Below are 22,877 nucleotides of genomic sequence, written 5' to 3' on the forward strand. Positions count from 1 at the left end.
GATCAGGTCCCACCCGTCCCGATCAGCCCGCGGGCCCGCCAGTTGTCGAAGATCGGTTTGATCTGCGCCTCGGCCTCGGCGACGGCCTCCTGCGGCGAGACCTCGCCGCGGGCGGCCCGGGCGAACATGTTCGGGATGATGAACGTCGCGAACACCTCGCCCTCGGCGGTGTTCGCCGGCCCGGGGTGCCCGACGTTGGTGCTCCAGTTGACCGCGTCGGCCAGCAGGGCGAGCTTGTCGGGCGGCTGGGCGCCGTACGGGTCGTCCTTGAGCCAGGCCTCGAGGTCGGGCACGACGTCGGGGTAGGCCGGGAAGTCGTAGAGCCGCGACTCCCAGGCGACCACGTCGAGGTTGTCGGTGTAGTGCAGCAGGAACTCCTTCGCCGCGTCCGGGTTCGCGGCGTAGGTCGGGATGATCCAGTTGTACATGACGTGGCTCGCGACGCGGGCGTCCGCGGGCCCGCGCAGTGCCCGGGTGAACCCGATGTCGTTGGCCACCTCGGGGTCGGTCTCCTGGGAGGTCCGCCACGCCGAGATCGAGTTGAGGATGTACGACAGCTGGCCCGCCGCGAGGCCCTGGTTGTTGCTCGCCGCGTTCCACGAGAACACCTCGGGCGTCATCGCCTCGTTGTAGAGCCGGGTCATGAACTCGACGGCCTCGACGGCCTGCGGCGAGTTGATCACCACCTGCTCGGCCTCGTCCTGGATCGACGCCCCGAACGACCACAGCAGGGCGCGGCCCGCCATGTTCGAGTCGATCTCCTGCGACATGCCGATGCCGAGCTGGACGCCCTGGCTGTTCTTGATCTCGGCGCCGCCGCGGAGCAGCTCGTCCCACGTGGTCGGGCCGTTCGGCAGCCCGACCGGCGTCCACAGGCTGGTGCGGTAGTCGCCGGGGTCGGGGACCCACGCCGGCGTGTACGCGAAGAACTTGCGGGTGGTCGGGTTGAAGCTGGACTTGCGGCACAGGTCGAGCTGCGCGCCGTGCCTGCGGTCGGCCTCGGTCACCACGTCGGTGAGGTCGAGCACGCTCGGCTCGTACTGCGGCACCGGGGCGATGTGCAGGATCAGGTCGTGGCCCTGCCCGGCCTGGATCTCGGCCTGGGTGCGGGCGGGAAGCTCGGCGTAGTTGATGTGGTCGACCGTGACCTGCACGCCCACCCGGTTGCCCCACTCCTGGGCCCATGGGTCGAACCACGTGTCGTGGGCCGGGACGAAGTGGCTCCACATCAGGATCGACAGCGAGCCGGACAGCTTGGTGGAAGGCTCGTTGAAGGTCCCTTCCGGCGCGGCTGCCGTCGGTTCCACGATGCCGCCCGGTGGTTCCTCTCCCCCGCCGCCGCAGGCCGCGAGCGTGCCGCCGAGCGCGGCCAGGCCCGTGGCTTGTAGGAACCGTCGCCGGTCGAACTCCGTCATCCGCATGAGGGCTCCCCGAGGCGTCATCGACTCGATTTCACGAGCGTAGGACGGTCGCACGGGGAAAGGCGCGAAAAGGCGCGAGATCGTTACCCGCCGGTCGCCGGGCCGCGGCTGTAGGCGTCGACGGCCGACGGGTCCCACGCCCCCGCCCCACCGGAGGCGCGGACGCTGCTCACCACCGCGGCGCCGCCGTCGACGGAGAGCACCTCGCCGTTGACGTAGCCCGCGGCGTCGCTGAGCAGGAACGCCACCGCGCTCGCCACCTCCTCGGGGGTCCCGGTGCGCCGCTGGGGCACGGTGCTGCCCCGCCGCACCAGGTCGTCGGACGCGAGCCCCGTCGGCACCAGGCCGGGCGCCACGCCGTTCACCCGGACCCCGACCGGCCCGCCGTACACGGCGCCACCGTGCACGAGGCCGAGCAGGCCGTGCTTGGAGATCTGGTACGGCAACAGGTCGTTGCTCCCGCGCAGGCCGGCGATGGAGGTGGTGACGACGACGGCCCCGCCCGTGCCCTGGCGGCGGTACTGGCGGAACGCCGCGCGCAGCCCGAGGAACGGCCCGCGCAGGTTCACCGCCATCACCCGGTCGAAGCCGGCCACGTCCACGTCCGGGATCGGGTCGGCCGGGCCCGCGATCCCGGCATTGAGGTGGTGCAGGTGGACCGCGCCGAACGCCTCGACGGCCGCCTCGAGGTAGCGGTCGACGTCGGGCTCGCGCGCGACGTCGGCGGTGACGGCGATCGCGCGGCCCGGCAGGTCCGCCGCGGTCCGTTCGGCCGCGGGGCCGTCGATGTCGACGACCACGACGTCCGCCCCGGAGGCGGAGAGCAGGCGGGCCGTCGCCGCCCCGATCCCGCTCCCCGCCCCGGTCACCACGGCGACGCGGCCCCGAAGATCGATCACGCCGTCCTCCCCGCGCCGACCCGGGGGCCTTCCGCGGGCCCGGCGGCCGCGGGCCGGCGGCCCTGCCAGCAGGAGAAGAGCACCGCGAGGATCGCGGCGACGAAGATGCTCGCGCTGAGCACGAACACCGCGGCCGTGAAGTCGCCGGTGGCCTCCCGCACGATGCCCGTGACCTGCGGGCCGATGTAGCCGCCGATGTTGCCGAGCCCGTTGATCGCCCCGATGCCGCCCGCGAGCGCGGCGCCGGTGAGGAACGTCGACGGGATGGCCAGCTGGATCGGGATGCAGGTGTAGAGGCCGATGCCCGCGATGCAGAACCCGATGATCGCGACCGCGGGCGTGCTCATCGAGAACCCGGCGACGAGGAACCCGACGCCCGCGGTCGCCGCGGCGGCCGCGTAGTGGAGCACCCGCTCGCCGGTGCGGTCGGAGTGGCGCGACCACCACAGCATCGGGCCGAGCGCGAGCAGCGGGGGCAGCGCGGCCACCCAGCCGATCGCGACCGTCTCCAGGCCGAACTGCTGCAGCATCTGCGGCACGAAGAACTGGAAGCCGAAGAGGCTGAACGCGAACAGGATGTACATGACGACCAGGTAGGCGACCCGCGGGTTCAGCACGCCGCGCAGGAACGGGTGCGCGGCGCGGCCGCCGAGGGCGGCGTCGTCCTCGGCGAGCCGGGCGGCGAGCCACCGCTTCTCCTCGGGGTCGAGGAAGGTCGCCTCCTCGGGGCCGTTGCGGATGACGGCGTAGAACACGAAGCCGAGCACCACCGCGGGCAGCCCGGTGACCAGGAACATCCACCGCCAGCCCGGCAGGCCGAGCAGGCCGTCCATGCCCGTCATGATCATCGCCGACAGCGGGGTGCCGAAGCCGGAGAGCAGCACGGCGATGATCATCAGTGAGATCGCGCCCGCCCGCTTCGACGCGGGGAACCACAGCCCGACGAGCACGATCATCGCGGGCGCGAACCCCGCCTCGGCCACGCCGAGCAGGAGCCGCAGGACGATCAGGCTGACCTCGCCCTGCGCGGCGGCGGTCAGCATCGTCACCAGGCCCCAGCTGATGATGATCCGGGTGACCCACGCCCGCACCCCGACGCGGGAGACGACGTAGTTGCTCGGCACCTCGAGCAGCGAGTACGTCCAGAAGAACACGCCCGCGACCAGCCCGAACACGGCCGGGGTGATGCCGAGGTCGTCGTTCATCGTCAGCGCGGCGACCGAGATGTTGAGCCGGTCGAGGTAGAGCGCGAAGTAGCAGCAGCACAGCAGCGGGATGAACCGCCACTTGATCTTGCGGAGGGTCCGGGTCTCGATGCCGGTGGGCGACGTCATCGTCGGTTCACCTTCCTCGGCGTGCGGAGAGCACGCGGGTGATGTGGTCGGTGGAGGTCGGGACGGAGATGCCGGTCACGAAGACGGCCGCGATCCCGGCGGGCAGGCGGGACAGCGGTGGGAGCTGGTCGATCCGCCGGGCGTGCAGCGCGAGCGTCCCGGCCGCGGCGCCCGCCAGCGGCGCGAACGTGGCGAGCTGCTCGGCGTGGGACTCCGTGCGCAGCACGGATGTGAGCAGGGGGAGGGTGAGGTCGGCGCCGGCCGCGCGGTAGCGGGCGACGCGGGCGAGGGTGCCGGGCCGGTCGGCCGCGATCCCGTCGGCACGGGCGACGACCAGCTGGAGGCCGGTCCGGCGGGCCTCGGCGATCTCGGCGGCGAAGGCCTCCGCGGGGCGCAGGCCCCCGTCCGGGCGGGAGTCGCCGACGATCACGCCGGCGGCCCCGGCCGCGGCGAGGCGGGCGCAGGTACGGACCGTGTCGCCGAAGCCGTCCTCGCCGTCGACGATCACCGGCACCGGCGAGGCGCGGCAGACGAGCTCGACGTAGCGCAGGTACGTCGGCGCCCCGTAGCGAGGCACGGAGGGCTGGTCGAACAGCGCCCGCCCCACCGCGCTCCCGGCGAGGAACACCACGGCGGCTCCGGCCTCGGCAGCCAGGCGTGCGCTCAGCGGGTCGTGGCAGCCCGGCACGACCACCGGACCGGACGTGAACGCGCTGCGCAGGCCGGAAGGCGGGTCAGCGGGCCGCGCGGTAGGCCGCATAGCGCCGCCACGCGTCGAAGATCGCCTGCTTCAGCGAGCCAGCTGCGTTGCTCAGGTAGTTCTCGTCGACCTCCGCGAGCACGGGCGCGATGTCGGCCGAGAGGTCGATGCCCAGCAGCAGGTCGGCGACCCACGCGCGGACCACCGAGCTCACGGCCGTCGAGTCGACGTCGACCACCGTTCCGGTCTCCTTGTCGACGCGCAGGCTCACCGCGAGCACCTCGGCGGCCCCGTGCGCCCCCGAGGTGCGCGGCACCTTCGCGTATCCGACGACGACCAGGCTGGCTCGCGGGCCCATCCGCGCAGCATCGCACCGCGGGCGGGCGAGTTCGAGATCCGCAGTGCTCACCACGGGGCTCACCACGGGGCTCACCCCACCTGCTTCTCGGCGATGCTCGGGTCGAAGTCCGAGTCCTCGGGCAGGAACCGGTTCACCGGGGACCCGGTCGGGGCGGGAACCTCCTGCTCGTCGTACAGGCCGACCGCGAAGCGCGCGATCGACGGGTCCGCCTGCATCCCGGGGGCGTGGACCTCGACCATGGTGCAGGGCGCCGGCGAGGTGTTCCACGCCCAGTGCACCGCGCCCGCGGGCACCCGCAGGAAGTCGCCCGCCCGCAGGTGGAAGGCGCGGTCTTCGATGAAGACCCACATCTCGCCCGCTTGCAGCCAGTTCAGCTGCTCGCAGTCGTGGGTGTGGGGCCTCGAGTGGTACCCGGCCGGCCGCGTGGCGATCATCAGCGATGCCTGGTTGCCGTGGACGGCGCGGGTGGTGAGCGTCATGTCGGCGACCCGGGACTGCTCCTCGGGCACGTCGGCTGCGGACACGTGCAACGACATGGGGTGCTCCCTCGGCGAGACACGTGGCGGCGCGACGGCGCGACGCCGGCCAAGGGAGCGGATCGACCACTGATGCCGGTGACGACGGCGGCGGCGCCGCCCACCCGACATCGTCGAGGTCCGCTGTTGGTCAGATCACCGTAAGGCCCGTGGCGCCGCTCGCACAAGGGGCCGCCCGCCGAGCCGCCGACCATGCTCGACGGCGAGCCGTCACCACGCGACGGGGAGGCGGTGCACGCCGTAGATGGTGGAGCTGGTGCGCAGCGGGACGTCCGCCGGCGCGCAGTCGAGCCGCAGCGCGGGGAACCGGGCGAACAGCGCGGGGAACGCCACCCGCATCTCGACCCGCGCCGGCTGCTGGCCGAGGCACTGGTGGATCCCGTGGCCCAAGGCCAGGTGGCCGGCGGCGCGCCGGCGCAGGTCGAGCACCTCGGGGTCCGGGTACCGCGCGGGGTCGCGGTTGGCGGCCTGCATCGCGATCGTGACGCTCTCGCCCGCCCGGATCAGCTGCCCCTCCACCACGACGTCCTCGAGCGCGGCGCGGACGTTGGTGTGCGCGATCGTGAGGTAGCGCAGCAGCTCCTCCACCGAGCTCTCGACGATCCCCGGCTCCGAGCGCAGTGCGGCGAGCTGGTCGGGGTGGCGCTGCAGCGCGAGCGTGCCGAGGGCGAGCATGTTGGCCGTGGTGTCCAGCCCGGCGCCGAGCAGGAAGGCGCCGGCACCGGCGAGCTCGTCGGCGGTGAGGTCGCCGGTGGTGAGGCTGCCGAGGACGTCGTCGCCGGGCCGGCCGCGCGCGGCCCGCACCAGGTCGAGCAGGTACGCCTGCAGGGCCTCGACGGCGGCGCCCTTCTCCTCGGCCGCCGTGCCCATGTCGGTCAGGGTGGCGACGTGGCGCCGGAACGCGTCGCGGTCGCCGTACGGGACGCCGAACAGCTCGCAGATGACGAGGGCGCGGATCGGCGAGGCGAACTCGGCCACCAGGTCGACCGGTGCGCCCGCGCGCTCCATCGCGTCCAGCCGATCCGCGGTGATCTCCTCCACGCGCCGGGTGAGGGCCCGCATCCGGCGCACGGTGAAGCAGCCGACCAGCAGGGGCCGCAGCCGCGTGTGCTCGGGCGCGTCGATCCCGGTGAGGTCGCCGACCGGTGCGGGCGGCAGCTCGGGCGGCGCGCCCGCGATCGGCACCGGCAGGCGCATCAGTTCGTAGCGGGAGCTGAACCGGCGGTCCGCGAGCACGGCGCGGCACGCGGCGTAGCCGGTGGCGAGCCAGCCGTCGTGCCCGTCGGGATAGGTCATGCGCACGAGCGGGTGCCGCTCGAACCGCAAAGAGGTGCCATCATTGGTGCCACGCTGCGGAGCGTGATCGGCCCGACCGTGGCCGGGCCGGCGTCACCGCGCTGAGCGCGCCGCGCCGCTCACCGCGTGAAGTGGTCCCACCCGCCCGGGCCGCCGTCGTAGACCCGGCCGTCCACCAGCACCTCCGGATCGCCCTCGGCGACCGTGCCGATCGCGGTCCAGCCCTCGGGCACCTCGCCGGGGAAGGTCGCGGCGAGCGCGTGGTCCTCGCCGCCGGTGAGCAGCCAGTGCATCGGGTCGATGCCGAGCGCGGCGCCGACGTCGACCAGTCGGTCCGGCACCGTCAGCGCGGCCGTCCGCACGTCGATCCGCACCGCGGACGCCCGCGCGACGTGGCCGAGGTCGGCGAGCAGCCCGTCCGAGATGTCGATCATCGAGGTGGCGCCCGCGGCCGCGGCCTGCGGGCCCGCCGCGTAGGGCGGCTCGGGCACCCGGTGCGCCGACACCACGGCCACCGGCGACCGGAAGCCGCGCGCCAGCACCGCCCACCCGGCCGCCGCCCACCCGATCCGCCCGGCGAGCGCGACCGTGTCCCCCGGCCGCGCCCCGGCCCGGGTCACCGCCTCCCGGCCCTGCAGCGAGCCGAGCGCCGTGATCGACAACACGAGCGTCGGGGAGGACACCACATCGCCGCCCACCACGCCCGCGCCGACCGACCGCGCCTCCTCCCACACGCCGTCGGTGAGCCCGGAGAGCACCTCGAGCGGGCTGTCGGACGGGCAGGCGAGGCCCACGAGCAGACCGGTCGGCACCGCGCCCATCGCCGCGATGTCGGCGAGGTTGGCCGCGGCCGCCTTGCGCCCGATCTGCTGCGGGCTGGACCAGTCGAGCCGGAAGTGCACGCCCGCGACCAGCACGTCCGTGGTCGCGACCACCCGCCCGTCCGCGGCCGCGAGCACGGCGGCGTCGTCGCCGGGGCCGAGCAGCGTGGCGGGCGAGTGCCTGCGCCCTTCGGTGAGCCGCGCGATCAACCCGAACTCGCCGAGCCCCGCGAGTGTGTTCTCCGCCTCCGCGTCGCCCGTCGGGGACGGTTGTGATGTGGTCACGGGCGTCACCTCCGGTACGTTCGGCTTCCGACTCTCCTACGTCCGATGATCGAACTGGAAGGGGCTCGCCGTGGTGCAGGCTTACATCCTGGTACAGACGGAGGTCGGCAAGGCCGCCGCCGTGGCCGCGGAGATCTCCAAGATCACCGGCGTGGTGTCCGCCGAGGACGTCACCGGGCCCTACGACGTGATCGTGCGCGCCGAGGCCGAGGACGTCGACCAGCTCGGCCAGCTCGTCGTCGCGCAGGTGCAGGGCGTCAGCGGGATCACGCGCACGCTGACCTGCCCGGTGGTGCACCTGTCCTGACGTCGTGCCCACCCGGCTCTCCCCTCCGGTGGCGATCGCGATCGCGCTGCCGCTGCTGCTCGCCGTGACGGTCGCGGCCATCGCGATCACCGCGCGCGTGCGGGGGATCGGGGAGCCGCCCCCGCCCGACACCGGCCCGCTGGCCGTCGCCCCGGTCGAGTCCCCCGACGCCTCGAGCCCGGAGTGCACGGCCCTGCTCGCCGCGCTCCCCGAGCAGCTGGACGGCCCCGACAGCCCGCTGTCGCCCCGCCCGATCGCGCAGGCCGAGTCGCTGCCCGGCGTGCGTGCCTGGGCCGCCTCACCCCGCCCGGTCGTGCTCCGCTGCGGGCTCCCCCGTCCGGCCGAGCTGTCGCCCACGTCGCCGCTGCTCGAGGTGAACGGGGTGCGCTGGCTGCAGCTCGACGACGGGCTCCCCGAACCCGTCCAGGTGAGCTACATCGCGGTGGACCGACCGGTCTACGTCGCGCTCACCCTGCCGGTCGACGCGGGTAGCGCGCCGCTGCAGCACGTGTCCGACGTCGTGCGCGAGACCCTGCCCGCCACCGCGGTCGCTGTGCGCTGACGCGACGCAACATACGATTCCCACCATGGTGACGATGTCCCGGGCGACCGAGGACTACCTCAAGGCGATCTACCACCTCGCCCACCGGGGTCAGCCGGTCACCACGGGTCAGCTCGCCAACGAGCTCGGGGTGTCGGCGCCGTCGGTCTCGGCCATGGTGAAGCGGCTGGAGGACGGCAGCCTGCTCACGCGTCCCGACAGCCGCACCCTGCGGCTCACGGCGTTGGGCGAGCGCGCCGCGCTGCGCGTCGTGCGCCGCCACCGGCTCCTGGAGACGTTCCTCGCCCGCGTGCTCGACGTGCCGTGGGACGAGGTGCACGCCGAGGCCGAGCTGCTCGAGCACGCGCTGTCCGAGCGGCTCGAGGAACGGATCGACGCCGCGCTGGGCCACCCCACGCACGACCCGCACGGCGACCCCATCCCGCCGCGGGAGGGCCCGCACGAGGAGGGCTGGGGTGAGCCGCTCGACGCCGCGCCCGCGGGCAGCCGGTTCCGGGTGGACCGGGTGTCCGACCGCGACAGCGCCGCCCTGCGCTACCTCGGCGAGCTGGGCATCTACCCGGGCGTCGTGATCATGGTGGAGGAGCAGGCCCCGTTCGGCGGGCCCCGCTGGGTGCGGGTCGGGGAGAACCGCCACGCGCTCGGCCCCGCGCTGACCCGGCTCGTGCACGGCCACGAGGACCCCGAGTAGCGCGCCGGCCGTGGACGCCCGGCAGCTCGAGTACTTCCTCGCGATCGTCGACAACGAGGGGTTCGGGCGAGCCGCGCAGAAGCTGCACATCGCGCAACCGTCGCTGTCCCAGGCCATCGCCGCCCTGGAGCGCGAGCTGGGCGTGCCGCTGTTCCACCGCATCGGCCGCGGCGTGGTCCTGAGCGACGCAGGCGCCGAGCTGGTCGAGCCGGCCCGCCAGGTCCTGCGGGACCTGCGCACCGCCCGGTCCACGATGGACTCGCTCAAGGGCCTGCGCAGGGGGCGGGTCGAGCTGGTCACCATGCCGTCCCCCGGCATCGAGCCGCTCGGGACCCTGACCACGCAATTCCTGCGCCACCACCCGGGTGTCACCGTCTCCGCCGCCGCGGCCTTCACCCCCGACGAGGTCGTCGAGCAGGTCCGCCAGGGCGTCGGCGAGCTCGGGCTCGTCGGCGCGCCCGGCCCGCTGCGACCGCCGGGGCTCGACGTCCTGCCGCTCGAGGACCAGCCGTTCGTCCTCGTGGGCCGCCCGGGGCCGAGCTTCCCCGACGGCGATCCCGTCCCGCGCGCCGCCCTCTCCGGCACCCGTCTGATCGCCTCCCCGGCCGGCAGCCGGATGCGCCAGGTGGTCGACGACATCGTCGCCGCCGGCACCGACGTGGAGATCGCCGCCGAGGTCGCCCACCGCACGTCGATCCTGCCACTGGTGATGCACGGCGTCGGGCTGGCCGTGCTGCCCGCGGCGTGGGCCCCGCTCGCGCGGCGGGCCGGGGCGCGCGCCGTCCGGCTCGACCCGCCCGCCCACCTGCACATCGCCCTGCTCAGCCGGGCCGCGCCGCTCACGCCGGCCGCACGCGCCTTCCTCGCGACCGCGCGCGAGTACACCCCCGTCGACCTGGACGGATAGGCAGGACCTATCCGTCGGATCGGCAGCGCGTCTTGGACGCGGCCACGCGGCCGGGATTCACTGGCCCCATGCCCGCACCGACCGAGAAGCGCACGTTCCGCATCGCCGCCATCCCGGCCGACGGGGTCGGCGTCGAGGTCGTGGCCGCGGGCCGGACCGTCCTCGACGCCCTCGCCGCCGCGTCCGGCGGCCGCTTCGCGTTCGAGTGGACCGGGTTTCCCTGGGGCTGCGGCTACTACGAGAAGACCGGCCGCATGATGGACCCGGACGGCCTCGAGGTGCTGCGCGGCTTCGACGCCATCTACTTCGGTGCGGTCGGCTGGCCCACGGTCCCCGACCACATCAGCCTGTGGGGCCTGCGCCTGGCCATCTGCCAGGGCTTCGACCAGTGGGCCAACGTGCGCCCGGTGCGCTTCCACCCCGGCGTCGTCTCCCCGCTGCGCCGGGCCGACGAGGCCGAGCTGGACTGGGTGGTCGTCCGGGAGAACAGCGAGGGCGAGTACGCGGGCTTCGGCGGGCGCAACCTGGCCGGCCGCGGCCCGGGCAACGAGGTCGCCCTGCAGACGGCGCTGTTCACCGAGAAGGGCTGCGAGCGGATCATGCGGTTCGCGTTCGACCTCACACGCAGCCGCCCGCGCAAGAAGGTCTCCTCGGTCACCAAGAGCAACGCCCAGCAACACGGCATGGTGCTGTGGGACGAGGTCTTCGCCCGGGTCGCCGCCGACTACCCCGACGTCGAGACCGAGAGCGTGCTCGTCGACGCGATGTCGGCGAAGTTCGTGCTACGGCCCGAGGAACTGTCGGTGGTGGTCGCCTCCAACCTCCACGCCGACATCCTGTCCGACCTCGGCTCCGCGCTCGCGGGCAGCCTCGGCCTCGCCGCCAGCGCGAACCTCAACCCCGAGCGCCGGTTCCCGTCGATGTTCGAGCCCGTGCACGGCTCGGCGCCCGACATCGCGGGGCAGGGCCTCGCCAACCCGATCGGCGCCATCGGCAGCGCCGCGCTCATGCTCGACCACCTCGGTCTGCCCGACGAGGCCGAGCGGGTCCGCAAGGCGATCGACGCCACCACCGGGGCGGGTGTGCTCACCCGCGACGTGGGCGGCACCGCCACCACGGACGAGGTCGTCGCGGCCCTCGTCGAGCGGCTGGGCCGCTAGCGCAGCCCGGTGCCGCGGGCCAGCGCCGTCTCGATCAGCGTCGCGAGCAGGGTCGGGAAGTCGATCCCGGTCACCGCCCACGCGCGCGGGTACATCGAGATCGGGGTGAAGCCCGGCATCGTGTTGACCTCGTTCAAGGTCAGCTCGCCGTCGGGCCCGACGAAGAAGTCGACGCGGGCGAGGCCCTGCCCGTCGACGGCGTGGAAGGCGTCGATGGCCATCGCGCGCAGCCGCTCGGCCACCTCGTCGTCGAGCTTCGCCGGGACGTCGAACTCGCAGACGTCGTCGAGGTACTTGGCCTCGAAGTCGTAGAACTCCGGCTTGCGCCCGTCCGGGCCGGTGCCGACGATGCGGATCTCCGCCGGGACGCTCGCGCGCACGGTGCCGTCGGGGAACTCGAGCACGGCGCACTCGACCTCGCGCCCGACGATCGCGGCCTCCACCAGCACCTTCGGGTCGTGCTCGCGCGCAACGGCGATGGCGGCGTCGAGGTCGGCCCAGTCGGTGACCCGGGTGATCCCGATCGAGGAGCCCGCCCGCGCCGGCTTGACGAACACCGGCAACCCGAGCCGCTCGCGCTCCTCGGCGGTGAGGGTCTCGCGGCCGCGGCGCAGCACGACGTGGTCGCCGACCGGGATGCCCTCGGCGGCGAGGAGCTTCTTCGCGTACTCCTTGTCCATGGCCGCGGCGCTCGCCAGCACCCCCGCCCCGACGTAGGGCACGCCCGCCATCTCCAGCAGGCCCTGGATCGTGCCGTCCTCGCCGTAGGGGCCGTGCAGGACGGGGAACACGACGTCGACGCCGCTGAACACCTCGCCCGCCCGGTCCTGGTCGAGCACGACCAGGCCGCCACGGGTGGGGTCGCCGGGCAGCGCGAGCGCGGTGCCGCCCGCCTCGACCGACGGCAGGGCGCGGTCGGAGATCACCAGCTCGCGCGGGTCCGAGGTGGCCAGCACCCAGGCTCCCTCGCGGGTGATCCCGACCGGCACGACCTCGAAGCGCTCCGGGTCCAGGTGGGACATCACGGCCCCCGCGGAGACGCAGGAGATCGCGTGTTCGCTGCTGCGACCACCGAACACGACGGCGACCCGCACCTTGTCCCGGCTCATGACCCGAGGGTAGGCCGACCGGCGCGACCCGACCGGCCGGGGCTTCGGCGTGTCCCTAGCCAAGGACTTGGCCAAGCTCTCTCCCCCGTGGTCGAGGTCGGGGACCACGAGGCCGAGACAACGCCGTCCGACCTCCTGCGCCGGGTCGCCGAAGGCGAGGAGGTCGTCATCACGCGCAGCGGTGAACCGGTCGCCCGACTCGTCCCGGTGCGGCGCCGCGCCCGCCGCACGTTCGGCGCCGATCGCGGCGTGTTCGAGGTTCCCGAGGACTTCGACGATCCGCTGCCCGACGGGCTCCAGAAGGCGTTCGAGGGCGGATGAAGGCCCTCCTCGACACGCACGTCTGTCTGCTCGTGGCCCAGCCGCAGATCGAGGACATCCCCCTGCTCACAGCGGACCCGCGGCCGGCGCGCTACGACGTGGCGATCGTGCCCGCGATCCAGTCACGCGCCGAACCGCTGCTCCAGCGTCCGGATCTCGGGCAGCCCGATCAGGTCGGTGAACTCGTCGAACGACGGCACGTCGCCGAGCGCGGCCGCCGGCGTGCCGTCGGCGCGCAGGGTGGCGAGCAGGGAGCGGATGCCCGCGGTGGCGGCGAGCAGCGTGCCGATCGGGAACAGCACGAGCGAGAACCCGAGCGCGGCGATCTTGTCCAGCGGCAGCGGCGGGGTGCGCCCGCCCTCGGCCCAGTTGAACACCAGCGGCGCGACGCCCGCGAGCTCCCCCGCCACCCGGGCGATGTCGTCCTCACTGGTCGGGGCCTCGACGAAGAGCAGGTCGGCGCCCGCCTCGGCGTAGGCGCGGGCGCGCTCCAGCGCGGCGTCGAGGCCCTCGACGGCGGCCGCGTCGGTGCGGGCGATCACCACGAAGTCGGGGTCGCGGCGGGCGGAGACGGCGGCGCGGATCTTGCCGACCATCTCGTCGGCGCCGATCACGGCCTTGCCGCTCATGTGCCCGCACTTCTTGGGCATGACCTGGTCCTCGATGTGCACGCCCGCCACGCCCGCCTGCTCGTAGGACTGCACCGTGCGGACGACGTTGATCGCGTTGCCGTATCCGGTGTCGGCGTCGGCGATCACCGGCACGTCGACGGCGGCGGCGATCCGGCGCGCGTTGTCGACCATCTCGGTGCCGCTGAGCAGCCCGACGTCCGGCCGGCCGATCAGCGACGCCGTGGTGCCGAACCCGGTCATGTAGACGACGTCGAACCCGGCCTGCTCGACGAGCCGCGCCGACAGCGCGTCGTAGGCACCCGGCGCGACGACGGGGCCGGGCCCGGCGAGCAGCTCGCGCAGCCGGGCGCGCGGCGCCGGACCGGAGCTCAGTAGATCACCCACGCGATCCCCCTTTGTATGCATTCACGGCGAATTTACGGCAGGAGCATTGCCTGGCGGAACCTCCGGCCATAGATTGCACACAATCTGCCGAGCGGGGTGACGTGTGACACGGACGATGACCTCCACCGAGCGCGCGCTGTCCGCGCTGCGGGAGCTGATCCTGCACGGCCACTTCGCGGCCGGCGCCCGCCTCGGCGAGGTCGAGCTCGCCGAGCGGCTGGGGGTGAGCCGCACCCCCGTCCGGGAGGCGCTCACCCGGCTGGCCGCCGAGGGACTGGTCGAGCTCGTGCCCAACCGCGGGGCCCGGGTGGCGAGCTGGAGCGTCGCCGAGCTGGAGGGCGTGTTCGACCTGCGGTCGGCCCTGGAGCCGCGCCTGACCGGGTACGCCGTTCCGCGCGCGAGCGCCGACGACGTGGCCGCCCTCGACGAGCTCGCGAACCGGATGCTCGCCGTCGGGCTCCCCGGCCCCGACCAGGACCTGGACGCGCTCGTCCCGCTCAACCGGCAGTTCCACGGGCGCCTGGTCGAGATCGCCGACCAGCCGGCCCTCGCCACGGCGCTCGCCGGGGTGATCCACGCCCCGATCCAGCTGCGCAACTTCCACGCCTACGACGAGGCCTCGCTGCGCCGCAGCCTCGCCCACCACGCCGAGATCGTCGCCGCGATGCGGGCGGGCGACCCGACGTGGGCGCAGGCCGTCATGACCGCACACATCCACAACGCCCGCGCCGTGATGCTGCGGGCCGCCCACGAGCAGGAGGACCACCGATGACCTACCGGTTGGGTGTCGACGTGGGAGGCACGTTCACCGACGTGCTGCTGGTGGACGAGGCCACCGGCGCCACCTGGCGGGCGAAGACCGCCTCCACGCCGTCGGACCAGTCCGTCGGCGTGCTCAACGGGATCAACAAGGTGTGCGCCGAGGCGGGCATCGCCCTGTCGGACGTGTCCCAGGTGCTGCACGGCACCACGGTCGCCACCAACGCGATCCTCGAGGGCAAGGGCGCCACCGTCGGGCTCGTCACCACCAAGGGCTTCCGGCAGGTCCTGCAGATCGCCCGCTCCTACGTCCCGGGCGGGCTCGCCGGCTGGATCATCTGGCCGAAGCCGGAGCCCCTCGCCGCGCTGGAGAACACCGTCGAGGTCGAGGAGCGCATCGCCTCCGACGGCCGCGTGATCCGCCCGCTCGACGAGGCCGACGTCCGCGCGAAGCTCGCGACGCTCACCGGGATCGACGCCCTCGCCGTCTCGCTGATCAACTCGTTCGCCGATCCGACCCACGAGCGGCGGATCGCCGAGATCGCCGCCGAGGTGCTGCCCGGCGTGCCGGTGTCGCTGTCGTCGGACGTGCTGCCCGAGCTGCGGGAGTACGAGCGCACCGTCACGACGGTCGCGAACGGCTACGTCCAGCCGCAGGTGAAGCGCTACGTGCAGGGGCTCGCCGGGAAGCTCGCCGAGGGCGGCGTCGGCGGGGAGCTCGCGATCCTGCGCAGCGACGGCGGGCTGTCCTCGGCCGACGCCGCGGTCGAGGCGCCCGTGACGATGCTGCTGTCCGGCCCGGCGGGCGGCGTCACCGGCGCGGTGTGGATCGCCGAGCAGTGCGGCATCGGAGACCTGATCACGTTCGACATGGGCGGCACCTCCACCGACGTCGCCCTCGTGCAGGGCCTCACGCCGCGGATCGGGCGCGAGACGAAGGTCGGCGACCTGACCGTGCGCGCCTCGAGCGTGGACGTGCGCACGGTCGGCGCAGGCGGCGGCTCGATCGCGCACGTGCCGGAGCTGACGAAGGCGCTGCGGGTCGGCCCGCAGTCCGCGGGCGCCGACCCCGGCCCCGCGGCGTACGGCAAGGGCGGCACCGAGCCGACCGTCACCGACGCCAACGTGGTGCTCGGCTACCTCCCGCCCACGCTGGCCGGCGGCGAGATCACCCTCGACGTCGACGCCGCCCGCGCCGCGGTCGGGAAGGTCGCCGAGGCCATGGGGCTGCCCAGCCCGGAGGCGGCCGCGGCCGGGATCGTCGACATCGTCAACGAGAACATGCTCGGCGGCCTGCGGCTGGTGTCGGTCCAGCAGGGCTTCGACCCGCGCGACTTCGCGCTCGTCGCGTTCGGCGGCGCGGGCCCGCTGCACGCCAACGCGCTCGGGAAGCTGACCGGGGCCTGGCCGGTGATCGTGCCGCCCTCGCCGGGCGTGCTCTGCGCGCTCGGCGACGCCACCACCTCGGCGCGCAGCGAGGCGGCCCGCACGGTGCTGCGCCGCTTCGCCGACCTGACCTCGCAGGACCTCGCGGCGATCCTGCGCGACCTGGCCGCCGAGGCGGGCGCCCGGCTCGCCGAGCAGGGCGTCCCCGAGTCCGAGCAGACCACCGCCTACCAGGTCGACGTGCGCTACCACGGGCAGGGCTTCGAGATCCCCGTCGAGGTCACCGACCTCGACGGGGACGCCCTCGGCGCCCTCGCCGCCGCGTTCGACGCCGAGCACGAACGGCTGTTCTCGTTCCTGCTCGAGGCCGACCACGAGCTCGTCAACGCCCGGGCCACCGTGTCCGGCCCGCGCCCGCAGGTGGCCGCCACCCACCTGCCGGAGGGCGACGGCGACCCGGCCGCGGCGCTGGTCGACACGCACCCGATCCACGTGTCGGGGGCGTGGGTGGACGCGCGCGTGTACGACCGCGCGAGGCTGCGGGCGGGCGACGTCGTCGCCGGCCCCGCGATCGTCACCGAGATGGACTCGACCACCCTCGTGCTGCCCGGCCACGCGGCGACGGTCCACCCGTCGGGCAGCCTTTTGATCCGTCCCGAGGCGAGCGGGGCGACGCCGTCCTGCGGGGGAGGCGCGCAGGGAGCGGGGAACGAGTGACCGAGCACCGGAGGAGCAGGACGGCGTCTTCGCGGCCCCGCGAGCTCGCCGGAGCGAAGCGACGGCAATCGGAACAGGAGGCGTGATGGCCCGCATCATCGAGACCGCCACCGGAGAGGTGGAGAAGGTCGAGGTCGACCCCGTCACCCTCGACCTGATCGAGAACGGACTGCGCAACGCCCGCTACGAGATGGACGAGGTGCTGTTCCGGACCGCGCTCTCCCCGGGCATCCGCGAGCAGCACGACGAGTTCCCGCTGATCGGCGACCCGAGCGGGAAGATGGTCGTCGGCCAGTTCGGCCTCTCGGTGCCCGACTTCCTCGACGGGTTCGACGGCACGATCGAAGAGGGCGACATCCTCATGACGTCCGACCCGTACGCCTGCGGCGCCGCGATCAGCCACGCGAACGACTGGCTGCTCGTGATGCCGATCTACCACGAGGGCCGGGTGGTCGGCTGGGCGTCGATGTTCGGGCACATGTCCGACGTCGGCGGCAAGACGCCCTGCTCGATGCCCACCGACGCCCGCACGATCTACGAGGAGGGCGTGGTCATCCCGCCCTTCAAGCTGTACGCGAAGGGCGTGCTCAACGAGGACGCGCTGCGGATCATCCTCAACCAGGTCCGGATGCCGGACTGGAACCGCGCCGACCTCAACGGCCTGGTCGCGGCGTGCCGTACCGCGGGCAGGCGCGTGGTGGAGATGTGCGAGCGGTTCGGCACCGCGACGTACCTGTCGGCTCTCGACGCCCTGCTGCAGCGCAACTACGACGCGATGAAGGTGCTGCTGCACACGGTCTTCGAGGAGGGCCGCACGCTCAGCTTCACCGACTACATCTGCGACGACGGCGTGGGCTACGGGCCCTACGAGCTGAAGATGTCGCTCACCCGCACCGGCGACAAGGTGCACATCGACTTCACCGGGTCGAGCCCGCAGGCGGCGGGCCCGATCAACTACTACATCAACGAGAACCTCACCCGGATGTTCTTCGGGATCTACATGATCACGGTGGCCGACCCGCAGATCCTGTGGAACGACGGCTTCTACCCGCTGATCGACGTGACGATCCCGGAGGGCTCGTACTGGAAGCCGAAGCACCCGGCCTCGCTCAACGGCCGCAACCACGGCGTCGGGCGGGTGTTCGACCTGTTCGGCGGCCTGCTGGGGCAGACGAACCCGGCGCTGCTCAACGCCGCGGGCTTCTCCTCGTCGCCGCACTTCATGTACTCGGGGCACTACACGTCCGGCGAGCGCAAGGGCGAGTGGTTCCAGCTTTACTCGATCGGCTTCGGCGGCATCCCGGGCCGCCCGCTCGGCGACGGGCCGGACGGCCACTCGCTGTGGCCGAGCTTCGTCAACATCCCGTGCGAGTACCTGGAGTCCTACTACCCGCTGCGGATCGAGAAGTGGGAGACCGTCGCCGACACCGGCGGCCCCGGGCTGCACCGCGGCGGCAACGGCGTGGACGTCGCGTACGTCTTCGAGGAGCCGGGCACCATCGCCATCCACGACGACCGCTGGCTCACCTACCCGTGGGGCGTGAACGGCGGGCTCCCCGGAGCCCGCGGCCGGAAGTGGATCGAACGCGCGGACGGCACCCGCGAGGTGCTGCCCAGCAAGTGCCACGACGTGCCCGTCCACCCCGGCGACGTGCTGCACTTCGTCACCTGGGGCGGCGGCGGGTGGGGCGACCCGCTCGAGCGCGACCCGGCGCTCGTCGAGCTCGAGGTCCGGCGCGGGCTGGTCACGGTCGAGGGCGCGCGCCGCTACGGGGTGGTCATCGGCGAGGAGGGCCTCGACGAGGCGGCGACGGAGGCACTGCGCGCCGAGATGCGCGCCGCGCGCCCCGCGGAGCTGCCCGTGTTCAACATGGGCCCGCCGCTGGAGGAGATCCTGGCCCGCTGCGAGGAGGAGACCGGCCTGCCCGCTCCGAAGCGGCCGGTCTGGTCGGACGCGTGAGCGGCCCGCACGGCCCGGCGTTCTCCGGGCGGGTCGGGTGGGGGCGGCGGCCCGCCGTCGTCGTGGTCGACCTCGTGCGCGCCTACACCGAGCCGGACGGGCCGTTCGCGCTGCCCGAGCCGGGGCAGGCCGTCGCCGCGACGGCGCAGCTGGTGGACGCCGCGCGGGCGGCCGGCCACCCCGTCGCCTGGACGGTCGTGCGCTACGCCTCGGGCCTCGCCGACGGCGGCCTGTTCGTGCGGAAGGTGCCCGCCCTCGCCGCGTTCGCCGAGGACGCCGTGGGCGGCTGGGGCGAGCTCGCGTTGAATCCCTCCCCCGGCGAGCCGGTCGTGGTCAAGCAGTACGCGTCGGCGTTCTTCGGCACGTCGCTCGCGGCGACCCTGCATGCGCAGGGTGTCGACACGGTGGTGGTCACCGGCGTGTCGACCTCCGGCTGCGTGCGGGCGACGGCGACGGACGCGCTGGGCCACGGGTTCCACCCGCAGGTCGTCCGCCAGGCCTGCGCGGACCGGAGCGCGCAGCTGCACGAGCAGAACCTGCGCGACCTCGACGCGAAGTACGCCGACGTCGTCGACCTCGCCGAGGCGCTGGAGCACCTCGGCGGCTAGGCGCCGGTCCCGGGCGCGCAACCGGTGCGAACGCGCCCGGGACCGGTCTCACCGCGGCGAGGGTCAGCCGCGGCTGGTCGCCCACGCCTGCTCCCCGCCCTGGAACCAGCCGTCGTAGAGCAGCTGGTAGGTGCCCTTCAGACCGGGGTCGTCGAAGCAGATCCGGCCGCCGCCCTTGCCGCCCACGGCGAGGTCGGCGCCGGTGAAGGTGTCCTTGCCGTCGAACGCGATCGTGCTCATCACGGCCGCGCCGTTCGGGTCCTGCAGCTTCCACTCCCACGGGTGCACCGACACCCGCTCGTCGGTGCCGTTCACGAAGCTGACGGTCGTGCAGAGCAGGGGCCCGCCGATGCGCGGCCGGGAAGACTTCAGCGGCTCGGCCGTGACCTGGAACCCGTCGCCCACGTCCACGGCCTGGCCCGCCGGGACGACCCCGCTCCGGGCCGGCTCGGTCGGCGGCGTGGCCAGCGCCGGAGTGGCCGCGCCGCCGGCGCTCGCCGGGGTCGCCGCAGCCGGGTCGTCGTCGCCCCCGCCGCTCACGATGCCGAGGAGCACGAGGCCCGCCACGATCCCGCCGAAGATCTTGGCGTTGCGCCAACTGCGCTCGGGCTCCGGCGCGGGCGGCTGGACGTAGGCCTGCGGCGGGGCGGGCGGGTACTGCGGCGGCTGCGCGCCGTAGCCCTGGTAGTACGTGTTCGGGCCGTTCGGGTCCTGCTGGTGCTGCATCTTGCGAGGTCTCCTCGATCCGCCGCGGTGGCGGCGGACGGGCTGGTTCCGCGCGCGGGTGGGCGCTCGCGGAAGGGGTGGGTTCCCGCCGGGGTTCCGGCGGTGCTCGGCTCGGTGCGGAACGCTCTTCGGAGCAATCCGTCCGTCCGCTCGCCAGCCTTCGAGACCTCCTCCTGGTCGCCGCGTGCTGGGTCGACCGGAGGGCCTAGCTCTGCGCTGCTTGCGGCCCGCGTGGGTGCCGCCTGCTAGTTCGCCCGCGATGAGCCGGGCGTTTCAGTGGCGTGGGTCTCACGCCCCGCAGTCAGCTCGCGCGGGCGAGCGCGCAGACGACGTCCGGGTGGTCGGTGGTGATCCCGTCGACCGCGAGCTCGACCGCCGCGGCGAGGACGTCCCCGTCGGGCACCGGCCACCCGGTGACCTCGAAGCCGCGCTCGTGCAGGCCGGCGACGCCCTCCGCGGTGAGGCCCGCGATCCCGCACAGCGCGGTGCGCGCCCGCGCGGCCGCCGTCCGGGCGACGATCTCGGCGAACGGCGGCGTGCGCCCGAGGATGAGGCCGGTCTCGACGTCCGGCAGCTCCTCGCGCACGGCGAGCAGGACCTCGGCGCGGGAGGACGTGACGAGCGTGCGCGCGGCCAGGTCGGGGTCGGCGCGCAGCGACTCGGCGAGCAGCGGCACCGCCTCGGGCGCCTTCACCTCGGCCTGGAACCGGACGTCGACCGCGGCCACCGCCTCGGCCCAGGTCGGGACCTGCTCGCCGAGGCCCGCGTCGAGCGACCTCACCTCGTCGAGCGTCATCTCCGCGACCGCACCGGACCCGTTCGTGGTGCGGTCGACCGTGGCGTCGTGCAGGACGACGAGGTGCCCGTCCGCGGTCACGCGCAGGTCGAGCTCGATCTCGTCGCACCCCTCCCGCACGGCCCTGCGGAACGAGCGCAGCGTGTTCTCGGGCTCGCTGCCCATGGCGCCCCGGTGCCCGGTGACGATCACGGTCGTACCTTCTCCTCGTACTGGCGCCGCACCTCGTCGGCGATCGACTCGAGCCGGCGCGCCACGGACCGGAACACGTCCCTCGGGGCGGCGTTGTCGGCGTAGATCTGTTGCAGCCCGGTGTAGATGGCCACGTTGGCGTTGCGCCCGTACAGCCGGATCGCGTCCTGCTGGCGGGCCCGCGGCAGCTGCCGGATCGCCACGCCGTAGTTGGGTTCCTGCGCGATCAGGTCGACGAGCGCGGGCTCCTGCTGCGCCGCGGTGACCACGGGCAGGTAGCCCGTCTCGACCGTCCAGTGCGCCGCGATCTCCGGCCGGGCGAGGTAGGCGAGGAACACCGCGGCCGCCTGCTTGCGCTCGGGCGAGGCGTTGCGCATCATCCCGATCCCGCCGCCGCCGGTGGCCACCGCCGAGTCCACCTCGCCCGGCACGAACGCGGCACCCACCGTGAACGACGAGTTCTCCATGACGGTCCGCAGCGCGCCCGTGCTGTCCTGGGCCATGGCCACGAGCCCGTTGGCGAAGTCGGTGGTGACGCTGCTCGCCATGTATCCGAAGCCGTCCTGGATCAGCTGCCGCTGCCACTCCCCCGCCGCGACCGCACCGTCCTCGTCGATGGTGATGTCGAGCCCGTTGGAGTAAGCGCCGCCGAACTGCCAGACGTTGCCCTGGAACTGCCAGTCCCCGTCCACCTTGAGGAACGCGAGGCTGCGCAGCGACCGGCCCGCCGACTGGACGCGGGCGAGCGCGGGCGCCCACTCGCGCAGCTCGCTCCACGTCTCGGGCGCCCGGTCCGGCAGCCCGGCCTCGGCGAACGCGTCCCGGTTGAAGTAGAGCAGCGGCGTGCTGCGCGCGAACGGGATCCACCAGCTGCGCCCCTGCAGCACACCCTCGCCGAACAGCCGCGGCTCGTACACGCTCGGGTCGAAGCCGGGCCGGAAGTACGCGTCGAACGGCTCCAGGGCGTCGTTGAGGTAGAACCGCTCCCACGTGACGTCGGAGAAGATCGCGATGTCCGGCACCTGGCTCGCGATCAGCGAGGCGGCCACCTTCTGCGCGGTGTCGTCGTAGGAGCCCTGGTACTGGGCCTCGACGTAGACGTCGTCCTGCGAGTCGTTGAACCGCCCGACGATCTCGTCGAGCACCTTGCCGTTGCGGCCGCTGTAGGAGTGCCAGAACACCACGCGCTCGCGCCCGCCGTACTGCGGGGGCACGACGCCCGGGGGCTGGGCGTACACCGCGTCCGGCGAGCGGAACCCGCACGCGGCGATGCCGGCGGCGCCGGCGACACCCAGCAACGCGAGGAACGAACGGCGGCTCCTCATCCCTTCACCGCCCCGGCCGTGATGCCGCCGATGATCCAGCGCTGCGCCACGAAGAAGATCACCAGCATGGGGGCGAGCACGAGCGCGGCGCCCGCCATGATCGTGCCCCAGTTCGTCGGGCCCTCCTGGTCCTTGAGCAGCAGCAGGCCGACGGGCAGCGTCCGCATCTGCACGGTGTTCGTGACGATCAGCGGCCAGACGAACTGGTTCCACTCCTCGACGGCCGTGATGACCAGCACCGTGATCAGCATCGGCCGCGACATCGGCAGCACCACCTGCCACAGCGTCCGCAGGTGGCCCGCGCCGTCCACGGACGCCGCGTCGGTCACCTCGCGCGGCAGCGTGCGGAAGTGCTGACGCATCAGGAACGTCGCGAACGCCGAGCCGATGCCGGGGATGATCAGCCCGGCGTAGGTGTTGATCCAGCCGAGGCTCGCCACCGTGAGGTAGTTCGGCAGCAGCACGACGTGGCCCGGCACCATCATCGCGCCGAGCACGCCCAGGAACAGGACGTTCTTGAACGGGAACCGCAGGTACACGAACGCGTACGCGGTGAGCACGGCGTTCATCACCTTGAGCGCGGTGCCGACCACGGTGACCAACGTCGAGTTGAGGAAGAACAGGTCGAACGGGGCGGCCTGCCCCGCAAGCTCGAAGTTCTCCCAGGTCAGCGTGGCGGGCC

General features: G+C 73.5%; 24 protein-coding genes. 10 read left to right on the forward strand and 14 right to left on the reverse strand.

What is annotated here, in order from left to right; genetic code table 11:
- Nucleotides 1-2: 2 nt before the first annotated feature.
- The 8 genes from VKZ81_RS24245 to VKZ81_RS24280 form a co-directional block, all read right to left on the reverse strand.
- On the reverse strand, nt 3-1,421 hold the full coding sequence (locus tag VKZ81_RS24245; RefSeq protein WP_324243968.1) for an ABC transporter substrate-binding protein: 1,419 nt from the start codon (nt 1,419-1,421) through the stop codon (nt 3-5).
- Between the two features lie 83 nt (nt 1,422-1,504).
- Nucleotides 1,505-2,320, reverse strand: coding sequence for an SDR family NAD(P)-dependent oxidoreductase (locus VKZ81_RS24250; protein WP_324243969.1), 816 nt, complete (start codon nt 2,318-2,320; stop codon nt 1,505-1,507).
- A complete protein-coding gene (locus VKZ81_RS24255) occupies nt 2,317-3,654 on the reverse strand; it encodes an MFS transporter (RefSeq protein ID WP_324243970.1) in 1,338 nt (445 codons plus the stop codon). The genes VKZ81_RS24250 and VKZ81_RS24255 overlap by 4 nt, the downstream gene beginning before the upstream one ends.
- Nucleotides 3,655-3,661: 7 nt before the next feature.
- Nucleotides 3,662-4,414 carry an isocitrate lyase/phosphoenolpyruvate mutase family protein gene (locus VKZ81_RS24260; RefSeq protein WP_324243971.1) on the reverse strand — a complete coding sequence of 251 codons (753 nt, stop codon included), beginning with the start codon at nt 4,412-4,414 and terminating at the stop codon, nt 3,662-3,664.
- A complete protein-coding gene (locus VKZ81_RS24265) occupies nt 4,389-4,712 on the reverse strand; it encodes a DUF3870 domain-containing protein (RefSeq protein WP_324243972.1) in 324 nt (107 codons plus the stop codon). Before VKZ81_RS24265 ends, VKZ81_RS24260 begins: the two co-directional genes overlap by 26 nt.
- Before the next feature lie 71 nt (nt 4,713-4,783).
- Nucleotides 4,784-5,251 carry a cupin domain-containing protein gene (locus tag VKZ81_RS24270; protein ID WP_324243973.1) on the reverse strand — a complete coding sequence of 156 codons (468 nt, stop codon included), beginning with the start codon at nt 5,249-5,251 and terminating at the stop codon, nt 4,784-4,786.
- 210 nt (nt 5,252-5,461) lie between these two features.
- On the reverse strand, nt 5,462-6,547 hold the full coding sequence (locus VKZ81_RS24275; RefSeq protein ID WP_324243974.1) for a cytochrome P450: 1,086 nt from the start codon (nt 6,545-6,547) through the stop codon (nt 5,462-5,464).
- Between the two features lie 119 nt (nt 6,548-6,666).
- Nucleotides 6,667-7,653, reverse strand: a complete 987-nt coding sequence (locus VKZ81_RS24280; RefSeq protein ID WP_324243975.1) for a thiamine-phosphate kinase — start codon at nt 7,651-7,653, stop codon at nt 6,667-6,669.
- Between the two features lie 70 nt (nt 7,654-7,723).
- Between VKZ81_RS24280 and VKZ81_RS24285 the strand changes: the two genes are divergently transcribed.
- The 5 genes from VKZ81_RS24285 to VKZ81_RS24305 all read left to right on the forward strand — a co-directional run bounded on the left by VKZ81_RS24285 (nt 7,724) and on the right by VKZ81_RS24305 (nt 11,280).
- On the forward strand, nt 7,724-7,960 hold the full coding sequence (locus VKZ81_RS24285) for an Lrp/AsnC family transcriptional regulator (protein WP_324243976.1): 237 nt from the start codon (nt 7,724-7,726) through the stop codon (nt 7,958-7,960).
- Between the two features lie 4 nt (nt 7,961-7,964).
- The gene (locus VKZ81_RS24290) at nt 7,965-8,522 is read left to right on the forward strand and encodes a DUF3515 domain-containing protein (RefSeq protein ID WP_324243977.1); all 558 of its coding nucleotides are present in this window, start codon (nt 7,965-7,967) and stop codon (nt 8,520-8,522) included.
- A gap of 25 nt (nt 8,523-8,547) precedes the next feature.
- The gene (locus VKZ81_RS24295) at nt 8,548-9,213 is read left to right on the forward strand and encodes a metal-dependent transcriptional regulator (protein ID WP_324243978.1); all 666 of its coding nucleotides are present in this window, start codon (nt 8,548-8,550) and stop codon (nt 9,211-9,213) included.
- 10 nt (nt 9,214-9,223) lie between these two features.
- Nucleotides 9,224-10,120, forward strand: a complete 897-nt coding sequence (locus VKZ81_RS24300) for a LysR family transcriptional regulator (protein WP_324243979.1) — start codon at nt 9,224-9,226, stop codon at nt 10,118-10,120.
- Nucleotides 10,121-10,188: 68 nt separating this feature from the next.
- A complete protein-coding gene (locus tag VKZ81_RS24305) occupies nt 10,189-11,280 on the forward strand; it encodes a tartrate dehydrogenase (protein WP_324243980.1) in 1,092 nt (363 codons plus the stop codon).
- On the opposite strand, the gene VKZ81_RS24310 is transcribed toward VKZ81_RS24305, so the two are convergent.
- The gene (locus VKZ81_RS24310; RefSeq protein ID WP_324243981.1) at nt 11,277-12,389 is read right to left on the reverse strand and encodes a D-alanine--D-alanine ligase family protein; all 1,113 of its coding nucleotides are present in this window, start codon (nt 12,387-12,389) and stop codon (nt 11,277-11,279) included. The two genes, VKZ81_RS24305 and VKZ81_RS24310, sit on opposite strands and share 4 nt — an antisense overlap.
- Nucleotides 12,390-12,476: 87 nt before the next feature.
- Here VKZ81_RS24310 and VKZ81_RS24315 point away from each other — a divergent pair, with 87 nt between their 5' ends.
- Nucleotides 12,477-12,710, forward strand: a complete 234-nt coding sequence (locus VKZ81_RS24315) for a type II toxin-antitoxin system Phd/YefM family antitoxin (protein WP_324243982.1) — start codon at nt 12,477-12,479, stop codon at nt 12,708-12,710.
- Between the two features lie 122 nt (nt 12,711-12,832).
- On the opposite strand, the gene VKZ81_RS24320 is transcribed toward VKZ81_RS24315, so the two are convergent.
- Nucleotides 12,833-13,726: an isocitrate lyase/PEP mutase family protein gene (locus tag VKZ81_RS24320; RefSeq protein ID WP_324243983.1), complete on the reverse strand. Its 894-nt coding sequence runs from the start codon at nt 13,724-13,726 to the stop codon at nt 12,833-12,835.
- Nucleotides 13,727-13,841: 115 nt separating this feature from the next.
- Here VKZ81_RS24320 and VKZ81_RS24325 point away from each other — a divergent pair, with 115 nt between their 5' ends.
- The 4 genes from VKZ81_RS24325 (at nt 13,842) to VKZ81_RS24340 (ending at nt 19,156) form a co-directional block, all read left to right on the forward strand.
- The gene (locus tag VKZ81_RS24325; RefSeq protein WP_324243984.1) at nt 13,842-14,498 is read left to right on the forward strand and encodes a GntR family transcriptional regulator; all 657 of its coding nucleotides are present in this window, start codon (nt 13,842-13,844) and stop codon (nt 14,496-14,498) included.
- Complete coding sequence (locus VKZ81_RS24330) at nt 14,495-16,588, forward strand: hydantoinase/oxoprolinase family protein (RefSeq protein ID WP_324243985.1); 2,094 nt, start codon at nt 14,495-14,497, stop codon at nt 16,586-16,588. Before VKZ81_RS24325 ends, VKZ81_RS24330 begins: the two co-directional genes overlap by 4 nt.
- 85 nt (nt 16,589-16,673) lie before the next feature.
- Nucleotides 16,674-18,548, forward strand: coding sequence for a hydantoinase B/oxoprolinase family protein (locus VKZ81_RS24335; protein ID WP_324243986.1), 1,875 nt, complete (start codon nt 16,674-16,676; stop codon nt 18,546-18,548).
- A complete protein-coding gene (locus VKZ81_RS24340) occupies nt 18,545-19,156 on the forward strand; it encodes an isochorismatase family protein (protein ID WP_324243987.1) in 612 nt (203 codons plus the stop codon). Before VKZ81_RS24335 ends, VKZ81_RS24340 begins: the two co-directional genes overlap by 4 nt.
- A 63-nt stretch (nt 19,157-19,219) precedes the next feature.
- On the opposite strand, the gene VKZ81_RS24345 is transcribed toward VKZ81_RS24340, so the two are convergent.
- From VKZ81_RS24345 to VKZ81_RS24360, 4 genes are all read right to left on the reverse strand, one after another.
- Entirely contained in the window at nt 19,220-19,882 is a 663-nt protein-coding gene (locus tag VKZ81_RS24345; RefSeq protein ID WP_324243988.1) for a DUF4352 domain-containing protein, read from the reverse strand.
- A gap of 301 nt (nt 19,883-20,183) precedes the next feature.
- Nucleotides 20,184-20,870: a glycerophosphodiester phosphodiesterase gene (locus VKZ81_RS24350; RefSeq protein WP_324243989.1), complete on the reverse strand. Its 687-nt coding sequence runs from the start codon at nt 20,868-20,870 to the stop codon at nt 20,184-20,186.
- On the reverse strand, nt 20,867-22,195 hold the full coding sequence (locus tag VKZ81_RS24355; RefSeq protein ID WP_324243990.1) for an ABC transporter substrate-binding protein: 1,329 nt from the start codon (nt 22,193-22,195) through the stop codon (nt 20,867-20,869). The genes VKZ81_RS24350 and VKZ81_RS24355 overlap by 4 nt, the downstream gene beginning before the upstream one ends.
- Complete coding sequence (locus VKZ81_RS24360; protein WP_324243991.1) at nt 22,192-22,788, reverse strand: carbohydrate ABC transporter permease; 597 nt, start codon at nt 22,786-22,788, stop codon at nt 22,192-22,194. Before VKZ81_RS24360 ends, VKZ81_RS24355 begins: the two co-directional genes overlap by 4 nt.
- Between the last annotated feature and the right edge of the window lie 89 nt (nt 22,789-22,877).

This window comes from Pseudonocardia sp., assembly GCF_035305885.1.
Classification (GTDB): domain Bacteria; phylum Actinomycetota; class Actinomycetes; order Mycobacteriales; family Pseudonocardiaceae; genus Pseudonocardia.